A 10,216-nucleotide genomic window follows, 5' to 3' on the forward strand; every position below is an offset into this window, starting at 1 on the left:
CATGGCAATCAACCATCGGCAACAGGATAATGCGATGACCGTCGAAGTACCGAACGCGCAACTTCTCCAGGAAGTGGCCTCGGCGTGGCCGACCCTGTGGGTGAACCCGAAGTACAAGGCGGGCGCAATCGACGGAGGAGACTTACCGGTAAACCCTTCCGATGTCCTGGACGCCAAACGGAACTGGGAGAGACTGGCTCCACTGCTTGCAGCGTGTTTCGAAGAACTCGAAGCCACCGGCGGCGTCATCCGATCCGAACTGCTCGAGCTCAAGGCGTTGCGACACGCGCTGGAATATGGCTCGCCGGAGTACGGTCGCCTGTTCATGAAGGCTGACAGCGAGCTTCCCGTGGCCGGTTCCATCAAGGCAAGGGGAGGGGTCTACGAAGTGTTTCTTTTCGCCGAGGGACTGGCGAGGCAAAATGGCCTGCTGGCCGACGGGGGAGACATCCGCAAACTCGCGGGGGCCGAAGCGCGAGACTTCTTTTCTGGATACACGATCGCCGTCGGCAGTACCGGCAACCTTGGCTTGAGCGTGGGCATCGCCGCCCGGGCGCTGGGCTTCAAGGCAACCGTTCACATGTCCTTCGATGCGAAGCAGTGGAAGGTGGATCGCCTGCTTCGGCTCGGTGTCGAGGTTATCAAACATGAGGCCGACTACACGACTGCGGTGGAGAACGCGCGCGTCGTCGCGGAAGCGGATCCGTCCATCTACTTTGTTGACGACGAAAAGTCTCGACACCTATTCCTCGGCTACAGCGTCGCGGCCTACGAACTGGCTGAACAGTTGAAGGGCCTGGGCGTAACTGTCGACGAAAACAACCCTTTGTTTCTGTATCTGCCTTGCGGCATCGGCGGCGCTCCAGGGGGTGTGACCTTCGGGGCAAAAGCAGTCTTCGGCGACAATGTCCATGCATTCTTCGTCGAACCCGTCCAGTCGCCTTGCGCGTTGGTGCATATGATGTCGGGCTCCGAGGAACTGGTGTCGGTCTATGACGTCGGTCTCACCAACAAGACCGAGGCTGACGGGATGGCGGTGGCGCGGATGTCTGCGTTCGTTGCGACCGTTATGCGAGAAATGTTGGCAGGCATCTACACTGTTCCCGACGCCGACTTGCTGAGGGCGCTGCTGGCTGCGTACGAGGCAGAGGGTTTACGCCTTGAGCCGTCCGCAACCGCGGCCTTGTTCGGCCCCGAGTTCCTCCTGCGCCACCCGCGCGGCGAAGAGTTCTGCGCGCAGCGCGGTATCCGGGACAAGATGGGACGCGCGACGCACATCCTCTGGACGACTGGGGGATCTTTCGTGCCGGACGAGCAGTTCGAAAGCTTCCTTGCACAGGCAAGGTCCTTGGCACAACGGTAGGCTCGCACGTCTGCATCAATACGCACTACGCATGTTCTTTCCAGCTAATTTCGATGATGTTCAAACGTGCCACCAGTTGCCGGCAAGTGCGAGGGCTGGCCGATGTGCGACGGCGATCACGCGGGCATCCCGTCACCAGCGAAGAGAAAGTTGGGGGCTCCGCGCCGCGGGCTGCATCTTGCAAGAGTCGAGGTTCCGGATTATATATCCAGATATAAAACGGAGATGCATCATGGGCAATGCCGCACAGAAGAGGGCACTTCAGAATTATCGCGCGCGACTGACTCAGCGCGGGTTTACTCGCTTTGAGGTCATGGCGCTGGAGTCTGATCGAGAGCTGATCCGCGCCCTAGCTCGTCGTTTAGCAGAGGAAGGGCCGGAAGCAGATGAGGTTCGAACTGTGATGAAGACAGCCGTAGCGGGCGAGCCACCGAAAGTGGGGAATATCCTGGACGCACTTCGTCGCTCGCCCCTTGTTGGGGCCGATCTTGATCTTTCGCGGCCGCGCGAAGAGGGGCGCAAAATCGATCTGTGACCCGATATCTGCTTGACACCAATATCATCAGCAACATCGTGAAACCGGCGCCGTCGCAATTCCTCATCGAGTGGATGGCGGAGCGTCGGGACGAGGAGTTGTTCATCGCCTCGCTGACTGTGGCCGAAATCAAGCGAGGCATCTTCGAAATGCCCCGCGGGAAGAAGCGCGAAGCGCTAGATACCTGGTTTTCCGGGACGGAAGGTCCACAGGCGCTCTTCGCGGGCAGAATCCTCGCATTCGATGACAAGGCGGCGCTGGTGTGGGCTCGACTGATGGCCGAGGGGAAAATCGCCGGGCGGCCGCGCAATGCGCTCGACATGATAATCGCGGCGGTTGCTGGCGCAAATGACTGCATGATTGCGACCGACAATGAAAAGGATTTCGCAGACCTCCAGTTCTTCAATCCGCTCCGCTCGGGGGTATAACGTCCGGTGCCTACGCGTCTCTGGTGGATCGAGATCCTCGAACTCCCGACGGATGCTGAGCGGCCGAGCGCGTCGGCCAACTCACGCATGTTGAAAGAAAACATACCGTCGACCTTCCTTGGCTGGCCTCATTCCAAGCTAGGCCGGAGCCATGGGGCTAGGTCACGCGGTGCTCTGGAGCGATGGTTCCTAATGCAATCCGGTGCCTCCGCAACGATGCTACTGTCGGCCGCGCTTTGGCTCTGCAAGGTGTTGGAGCGAAAGCGGGTTCGCGTCTCGCCAAGGCAAGGATTGGCCACAATGCATGTTTTCCGGCATATGGAGTAGTTCCATAATAACTCTTACGCGATAACGTTATGATATAACATCACGAAAAGGCAGGTCGATCAAGGTGCTTGGCAGGACGCTAGACCTCTGGTCAGCCATCATTGTGGGTTTTCTCCATATCCTTGAATGCCAGCTGCTGCCGGCGTCGCGGGGATCCTGACTTCTTCGGGGACCAAAGCTCAACGCCGCTGCGAAATATTGAGCTGATCCCGCGATTTTTGGCATTCAAGTGCCAGCGACAGGACGTTTCTCACGATATCGACCAGAACGTCTGGTGCAGCCGGACGCCTGTCTGGATCGAAGGAGAGGCCAATCACGATGCTCTGTCCCGTCATCGTCAAGGGCCAGAAATCGAAACGCGATTCCAGGGTCGGGTAGACTCCCGCTCGCTGTGCTGATCCCGTTGCAACGGATAGCCGCGCGGCTTCAAACTCTGCAATTTTCGGCTCCAGGTCTCCGGCGCACTTGAGAGATGTCACCTGATCATCCGTGATGATCGCCGCAAAAGCAGGTACCTGGAAGAGATCGGCCAGCACCCGGGCCGCGGTGGAGACGGCGGCCTGCGTGTTGTTGTGTGCCTTCGATATGTCGCGGCAATATTCCTGCAGCGCGCTAACATTTTGTCTCAACGCCAGCAACTCTTTCTCTCTTCGTTGAGAGGTGAAGGCAACGCCGCTCACAATCAATCCGACGACAAAGAGGAGACTGATTGCCCAGATATTGGCCGCGTCATCGACCAGAAGCAGGTAGCGCGGTTCGGTCAGGAAGAAGTTGTAGGACAGTGCCCCGAGCACCGCCGAACACACGGATGGCCCCAAACCGAATCCTACGGCTGCAATGACGACGGGCACCACGAAGATAAGGGAAATGTTCGGTATCTGGACGCCGCTGTTGACCCCAATGGCGACGATCGTTGTGATGGCGGTCAGCATAATCGCGGCAAGGTAGCCCAGGCCCGCCGGCGCTATCGCGTTAACAATGCTCGCGATCCCCGCCACAGGCGAAGCCGACATGTTTCCTGATAGTTTTGATCTTGAAGCAGCCATTGAACCAACTCCTGCCATAAGGCGTTACGGGCAAGCGTTAAACGGGTTCACGCCGTGCAGAGAGCGGCGCTGCCGTCACCATTATACACCTGCCTCACCTGCGAGTTACTGACTTTATCCCCCCGGAGGGGGCGTCCAGTTTCACCCCCGAGCGTGCTCGATCAGCGCCAAGGAGCATTTACGCGTGCGCATTTGCGCGTCAGAATAGGCGTCGATTCAGCCTCTGGAATGACAGCCGATCGAACTGATTTCGACGCCGCGAGACCCTTTCAATTTTCCGAGCTGGGACCAAAGGCTCGCCCCCGAGATGAGGAGCCCGGCAAAAAAGTCGTCCGCCGCGACTGGAGGATCGATGAGTACTTCCGCAATTGACGCTGGGGCCCATGGCGCCGGAAAGAAACGTTTTGCCGCCTTGGTTCTTGGCGCTGTCGGCGTCGTCTACGGCGATATCGGGACCAGCCCTCTTTATGCGTTCCGGGAAGCGCTCCGCCCTTTTGCTCATGATGGGATAAGCCATGACGAAGTCGTCGGGTTGATTTCATTGATGCTTTGGACGCTGACACTGATCGTCACCGTAAAATATGTCATTTTCCTGCTAAGAGCGGACAACGACGGCGAAGGCGGCACCCTTTCGCTGCTTGCACTCCTCATGAAAAAGTCCGCGAGCCACACGACGGTGTTGTTCTTTGCCGGCCTGATCGGAGCGGCCCTGTTCATCGGCGACGCCATGATCACCCCTGCCCTTTCCGTCCTCTCCGCCGTCGAGGGACTGAAGCTGGTGACGCCGGCGCTCGGCGACTATGTGCTGCCGATCGCAACAACGATTTTGGCGGGACTTTTTCTGGTCCAGTCGAAAGGCACCGCCGCTGTATCGAGCCTCTTCGGACCGATCACCGTACTCTGGTTCGTCGTGATGGGGGCCGGCGGCCTGGTCCATATCGCAGACGACGCCACCATCCTCTATGCTCTCAACCCGGTCCATGCGATCTATTTCATAACGCACGCGGGGTTCGTCGGGCTGGTCGTGTTAGGCGCCGTCTTCCTCACGGTCACGGGGGCGGAAGCGCTTTACGCCGATCTGGGTCACTTCGGCAGGCGGCCGATCCAGGTGGCCTGGTTCGCTCTGGTGTTTCCTTCCCTCGCCCTCAACTATCTTGGTCAGGGTGCCCTCGTTCTCGACAACCCGGCCGCCTCCCACAATCCCTTTTACCTGATGTTCCCCGAATGGGCGCTGCTGCCGGTCGTCATTCTTGCAACGGCAGCAACGATAATTGCCAGCCAGGCCGTGATCACGGGAGCGTTCTCTCTCGCGCGCCAGGCCATCCATCTCGGCTTCCTCCCGCGCCTTGAAATCCGCTTCACATCGGAATCCAACACCGGGCAGATCTACGTTCCGGACGTCAACACCGTGTTGCTGGCAGGAATACTGGTGCTGATCTTTGCCTTTGGAGATTCAGAGTCTCTCGCCACCGCCTATGGGATCTCGGTCACCGGTGCGATGGTGGTCACAACGCTTCTGTCTTTCAAGTTCGTCCGTGTTGCCTGGGGATGGTCGGTGTTCTCGGCTGCCGGATTTCTGATGCCTCTCTTCATCCTCGAGTGCATCTTCCTCTCGGCAAATCTGCTGAAGGTCCATGACGGCGGTTACGTGCCGATCCTCATCGCGGCGACCATCATGATTTTGATGTGGACCTGGCGCAAAGGAACGCTGTTCCTTCGGGAAAAATCCGCGCGAAACGATATCCCACTGGAGTCATTTATCGCCGCGATCGAGCGAAAATCCGACCATGCTCCCGCACAGGTTCCAGGCACTGCCGTGTTTTTGACGAGTGTCCCCGACAAAGCGCCCGGCGTCCTTCTTCACAACATCAAGCACAACCGTGTCCTTCATGCCCACAACGTCATCCTGACGATAAAGACCGCCGCAGTACCCTTTGTTCGGGACAGCGAGCGTTTTGCGATCACGCACCTCTCCGAGCGCTTTACCCGGATCGAACTCACCTTCGGCTTCATGGACACGCAGAACGTGTCGAAGGCGCTCGCGCTCTGCAAGAGAGCTGGGTTCAAGTTCGAGATCATGTCGACATCGTTCTTCCTTGGCCGCCGCAAGCTGATTGCCGATCCGAACTCCGGGCTTCCTGGGTGGCAGGACAAATTGTTTATCGCGATGGCATCCGCAGCAATCGACCCGGCAGACTACTTCAGTCTTCCACCAAACCGGGTGGTCGAGCTCGGCGAGCAGGTGGTGATCTGACCTGCGCTATCCGAAACGAGCCCACCACGGCGCCTTCCATCGACGCACCCGCCAGTTTCGTTGGCTCCCCTGGTGATTCCTGCAATTTCCCGGCCGAACGGCTGAGGCTAAAGTCCGGACCTTTGAATTCAAGGAGAAGGAACCGGTGCCGGACAAACGAAGACTTCGCCCAATCGTCAACCATAACCGTTTGTCATCTTCATTGAGAAGGCTGCGGTCAGTGGCGCATCGCGAAGATCTCTACCCCGCATTAAGTGAACTATGCACGGGATACGGGTTTACGCACATGACGTTCCTCGTAGTGCATGCGGGGACTGCGACGAGCACGCCTCCGTATTTCTGCACGACCTACCCGGACGCATGGACCGCAGCCTATGTCGACAGGGGCTACTTCGAAAGAGATCCCGGTCTAGACGTTATGCGACTGGGCTTTCTTCCGGTGGATTGGTCTGCCCTCGATTGGCGGTCGAGGCCCGCCGGCCGGCTGTTCAAAGAGGCGTGCTCCTATGGGATTGGCTCGCAAGGCTTGACGATCCCGATCCGCGGCGCGAATGGCGAACGCAGCCTTTTTTCCGTGACCTCAAATCTCCCAAGAAGGCAATGGATACGACTGCGCGATTCGCGCGTCCACGAGATGCAGCTCCTTGCCCACTATTTGCATGAGACAGTTTTTGATGCGCTCGCGTTTCGGAAGTCGGTCCGCATGCGCCAACTTTCGCGACGCGAGAGCCAATGTCTGCAGCTGCTTGCAATAGGTAGGATCTCCAAACAGATAGCAGCCGATCTCGGAATCTCGGAAAATGCAGTGAAGCTCTATCTTCGTTCAGCAAGGCTGAAGCTTCGCGCTCTGACGACCTATCATGCTGTTGCCAAGGCGACCTTCCTGGAGTTGATCAGACTGTGACCGTTTCCCCCGCTCCTTGCCCGGCGGATCTCCGCGAGCTCGAAAGAATAGCCTACCAATTTCGGTAGATTGGCGCTCCCCTCGCCCGGGTTCACAAATGGAAACTCGTGAGCGGCAACATGCGTATCCGTTGAAGTCCTTTGTTGATCGACGCCGCCGCGTTTGGAGATGGTTATGGTGGATCAATCAACAATCGAACGTTGGCGAAAGGCGCCGAGGCTTACATCCTTTGCGGATTTTTTTGAGAGAACTGCCAGCGGTCAGTCCGGGGCGCCGGACCGCGCCGCACCGAGACTTGACGGCAGTCTGCTCGACTTCGACCTTGAGGCTACGATCTTTGCGGATACGCATCGACGCCTTTGGGGACACTTCGACAGCCATTACTTCGCCAGCATCCCTTACAGGCTGGAAGAGGAAGGCCGTCTGGGCGCCGCCATACTCTCGTTCGGCTTGCGGATCTGGGCGCGAAGTGCTGCCCCGACGACAATATACACACTCGGCACTGGAACCGGATGCCTCGCGCGTACCCTGGCGACCCTCGGCAATGGTCGTATTGAAGCGCTCTGCTGCAGCCCAACGGCCGCCAATCGGATCTCCTTTGCCGAAAAGCGTGGAAGCGAACACGCGCACTTTTTTCATGGTCCATTCTTCGAGCTCACCGACGAAAAATACGCGAACGACCCGGACCTCTTCAGCTTCAGGGATGGATTTGATGTTCTTTTCGAGGACACGACCTTCCAGATGTATGATCGCGACCGGATGAAGCAGTTGGATTTCGTCGTTCCCCGCATCCGTCCGGGCGGTGTGCTGGTGCAGGTGCAGAAGCTCGCGCATGAAGATCGCGACGTCTATGACGAACGCGAGAGCCAAAAGGATGGCATCTTCAAAGCCCGCTTCTTTTCGACGGGAGACATTTCGAAGAAGAAGGACGAGGTCCTGAACACCATGTCGGGGCTCCAGGTGGACCTTGCGACGACGGTTTCTGCTCTCAGGACGTTCTTTCGCTATTCGGTGCTGACCTGGAACAGCGGGAACTTCTACACAATCGTCTCGTCCAATTCGCGGGCAGCCATATTGGAGTTGATCTCGTTGATGGTGAAGCCGGCAATTCCTCCGGGCTACTGCTACGAGCACTTGCCGGTCGTGATTGTCGATACAGAAGCAGAGCCATTGGCCCCTGCTCTCGCCTGGCGCAATGCCAACACCATGACGCCACTCGCGCCAAGGCGTCTGGCGTCCTAAGATGGCAGGCCCCCCGCCCGACGGCCATTGTTGCAGCGCATCTGACGTGCGACATACGTTATCGAAGCTGATGCCGCATCTCGGCTCCTACTGGGAGCGGCCGCTGAAGGACTATGCGGCAGCGGTCTTCGATACTGGCACGTTTCACTCGGAATGTTCCGTGCGCCAGCATGCGATGACGCTGCTCTGCAGATCTATCGAGCGAACTGCTCTAAGGTCTGGCTACGGGGTTGAAGACGCGCGAAGCGCTAGCGATCAGATGAGGTCCGCGCCCGTTCTTCAGACGGGCCCGCATTGCCTGTTGTTCGTTGAGCCAGACGCTTTCTATACGCATTTGGTCAGTCTGCTGGGTCTCCGCGACCAGCGGAAAGGGTGGTACATCACCTACCACGCCTCGACCGTCAGTTTCGCTGAAAGGGCAAAGAAAGGTCCGGGCTGGCTCTGGTTGGAAGGGGAGCCGCTGAACGTATTTGGACTCCCCCGAAGTCGGATGGATTCATTCAGCATCCGCGGATCAAACGGGCCAGTTCGTTTCGTTCTTTCAAATTCTCGAGGCGAGCCGGTCCCAACTAGCTCTGCCGCCGATCTTCTCGCCACGTTACCTTCAGATGAATTTGAGTCCGCTGCCGACGCGATCAGGCAGGCCAATCAGGTACTGTGGCGTAGTGCCCTCCCCTCCTCCGTCAAACTGCTTCAGCTCGATGATTTCGACATCGCCGATCTGATCGCAGATCATCTCGATGATGCCGGTTCGTGGTTATCGACTGAGTTTATTGGAGACGGTGTGCTGGGCGAGAGCATTCTCAACGCCATGGATCGGCTTAACTCGGGGGCCTGGCGGGGATGGGTTCGCCGAACAACTGATCTGTTTTGGGGAATGGAAAGAGGCAGGCTTGTTCCACTTCGCCTGCAGAATAACGTGCTTAGAGCGCGGAACTCATCGAACTTCGAAGTCGAGTACCGCCGGGAAGCTATCGCATCGGCGCTTCGGCAACGCGAGTTGGTGCCAAGCCTTTACGCTGTGTTTCTGGTGACCTCCATTTTGCCGGGCGTGCGAGCGCTTGGGGGATGTCGCCAGGTCATCTACTACCCTCTCATGCGCTACCTTGCAGCCTTGGGATTTGCGCAATCTGGCCACCCGGCGCTTTTGGCTGAACTGTGCCGCGACGCGCGACCCGGGCTTTGGGGCCATCGCGTTTTGAACGCTGCTAGCGGCGAGCCATGGGCGGAGATCCGGAAATCTGACGGGGTCGAGACGCTTCTGTCTCGATACGGCGAGATGCCTTTGGTTCAGTCGGCTGGTGATCTTGCAAGCTTTACCAGAGATCCGGCTTGGGCAAATCTTTCTAAGCAGATGGATGGCGGGTTCATCTCCTCTGGTTTTGCTGAATGGCAGTCGTCAGGTTGAATGAGCGTTCATGTGAGAGGTTTGTTGCCGCGGCAGCTCGTTCGAAGAGCGTCCGTGTCACCGCTTTTCTCGCGCTATCGTGGAGGGGCAACATGCCGATTGAAAGCGAATTGGCCGTGAGGCGCCTATCCGTCAAGGACGTCGATGTGTTTCGGCGCCTGCGCCTGGAGGCGCTTTCTCACGAACCATTTTCCTATGCAAGTGTGTTTGCGGATTGGGCTCGCCTCTCCGATCGTCAATGGCGCCAACATTTGAGCCATCCCGTGTTCGCCGCTTTTGTTGGCGGGCGGCCCGTCGGTATGATGGCGCTCAGGTTCGAGCATGCCAGGAAAATGGTCCACCGCGCACGGCTCGTCAGCGTCTATGTTCAGAAGCACGCGCGTGGGACCGGAATTGCCGCGAAACTCATGCAGGAGATGATAGAGCACGCACTCGCTCACGGGGTTATTCAGCTCGAGCTCGCGGTGAATGCGGAGAATTTGATTGCTGTGCGCTTCTATGAACGCCACGGCTTCGTAGAAGTCGGTCGTATCCCGGATGGCTTTCTCGGCCATGATATGAAGCACGACGAATTGATCATGGTTTTGCGCCTGGCGCCCCCATTTGGGCCAGGTCAGATTATTTGCCGAACCGTACCGGAATCACAAAAACAGACGTAAGCGCGCATTTCGCTGCGCGTTATAAGGGGGCCTGAGCCGGCGGTCAGTCA

Annotated in this window: 9 protein-coding genes; 8 read left to right on the plus strand and 1 reads right to left on the minus strand. The window is 58.2% G+C overall.

Features of this window, described 5'->3' with window-relative positions:
* Positions 1-34: 34 nt before the first annotated feature.
* The 3 genes from I8N66_RS21560 (at position 35) to I8N66_RS21570 (ending at position 2,326) form a co-directional block, all read left to right on the plus strand.
* Positions 35-1,363 carry a D-serine ammonia-lyase gene (locus I8N66_RS21560; protein ID WP_291157448.1) on the plus strand — a complete coding sequence of 443 codons (1,329 nt, stop codon included), beginning with the start codon at positions 35-37 and terminating at the stop codon, positions 1,361-1,363.
* 232 nt (positions 1,364-1,595) lie between these two features.
* Positions 1,596-1,898, plus strand: a complete 303-nt coding sequence (locus tag I8N66_RS21565) for a hypothetical protein (RefSeq protein WP_113535899.1) — start codon at positions 1,596-1,598, stop codon at positions 1,896-1,898.
* Positions 1,895-2,326 carry a PIN domain-containing protein gene (locus tag I8N66_RS21570; protein ID WP_113535898.1) on the plus strand — a complete coding sequence of 144 codons (432 nt, stop codon included), beginning with the start codon at positions 1,895-1,897 and terminating at the stop codon, positions 2,324-2,326. Before I8N66_RS21565 ends, I8N66_RS21570 begins: the two co-directional genes overlap by 4 nt.
* A gap of 506 nt (positions 2,327-2,832) precedes the next feature.
* On the opposite strand, the gene I8N66_RS21575 is transcribed toward I8N66_RS21570, so the two are convergent.
* A complete protein-coding gene (locus tag I8N66_RS21575; RefSeq protein ID WP_291157452.1) occupies positions 2,833-3,699 on the minus strand; it encodes a DUF4118 domain-containing protein in 867 nt (288 codons plus the stop codon).
* A gap of 352 nt (positions 3,700-4,051) precedes the next feature.
* Here I8N66_RS21575 and I8N66_RS21580 point away from each other — a divergent pair, with 352 nt between their 5' ends.
* The 5 genes from I8N66_RS21580 (at position 4,052) to I8N66_RS21600 (ending at position 10,166) form a co-directional block, all read left to right on the plus strand.
* A complete protein-coding gene (locus I8N66_RS21580) occupies positions 4,052-5,953 on the plus strand; it encodes a potassium transporter Kup (RefSeq protein WP_291157454.1) in 1,902 nt (633 codons plus the stop codon).
* Positions 5,954-6,173: 220 nt separating this feature from the next.
* Positions 6,174-6,857, plus strand: a complete 684-nt coding sequence (locus I8N66_RS21585) for a LuxR family transcriptional regulator (RefSeq protein WP_291157458.1) — start codon at positions 6,174-6,176, stop codon at positions 6,855-6,857.
* A gap of 174 nt (positions 6,858-7,031) precedes the next feature.
* Entirely contained in the window at positions 7,032-8,099 is a 1,068-nt protein-coding gene (locus I8N66_RS21590; RefSeq protein WP_291157460.1) for a class I SAM-dependent methyltransferase, read from the plus strand.
* Positions 8,100-8,274: 175 nt separating this feature from the next.
* Entirely contained in the window at positions 8,275-9,507 is a 1,233-nt protein-coding gene (locus tag I8N66_RS21595; RefSeq protein WP_291157462.1) for a hypothetical protein, read from the plus strand.
* A gap of 92 nt (positions 9,508-9,599) precedes the next feature.
* A complete protein-coding gene (locus I8N66_RS21600) occupies positions 9,600-10,166 on the plus strand; it encodes a GNAT family N-acetyltransferase (protein WP_291157456.1) in 567 nt (188 codons plus the stop codon).
* Positions 10,167-10,216 lie beyond the last annotated feature (50 nt).

This window comes from Ensifer sp. SSB1, from assembly GCF_016652895.1.
Taxonomy (GTDB): Bacteria; Pseudomonadota; Alphaproteobacteria; order Rhizobiales; family Rhizobiaceae; genus Ensifer.

What these genes read in the sequence shown, in the direction of transcription:
- I8N66_RS21580 (WP_291157454.1), top strand. Translation starts at nt 4,052, where the DNA reads ATGAGTACTTCCGCAATTGACGCTGGGGCCCATGGCGCCGGAAAGAAA.
- I8N66_RS21565 (WP_113535899.1), top strand. Translation starts at nt 1,596, where the DNA reads ATGGGCAATGCCGCACAGAAGAGGGCACTTCAGAATTATCGCGCGCGA.
- I8N66_RS21590 (WP_291157460.1), top strand. Translation starts at nt 7,032, where the DNA reads ATGGTGGATCAATCAACAATCGAACGTTGGCGAAAGGCGCCGAGGCTT.
- I8N66_RS21600 (WP_291157456.1), top strand. Translation starts at nt 9,600, where the DNA reads ATGCCGATTGAAAGCGAATTGGCCGTGAGGCGCCTATCCGTCAAGGAC.
- I8N66_RS21560 (WP_291157448.1), top strand. Translation starts at nt 35, where the DNA reads ATGACCGTCGAAGTACCGAACGCGCAACTTCTCCAGGAAGTGGCCTCG.
- I8N66_RS21595 (WP_291157462.1), top strand. Translation starts at nt 8,275, where the DNA reads ATGACGCTGCTCTGCAGATCTATCGAGCGAACTGCTCTAAGGTCTGGC.
- I8N66_RS21575 (WP_291157452.1), bottom strand. Translation starts at nt 3,699, where the DNA reads ATGGCTGCTTCAAGATCAAAACTATCAGGAAACATGTCGGCTTCGCCT.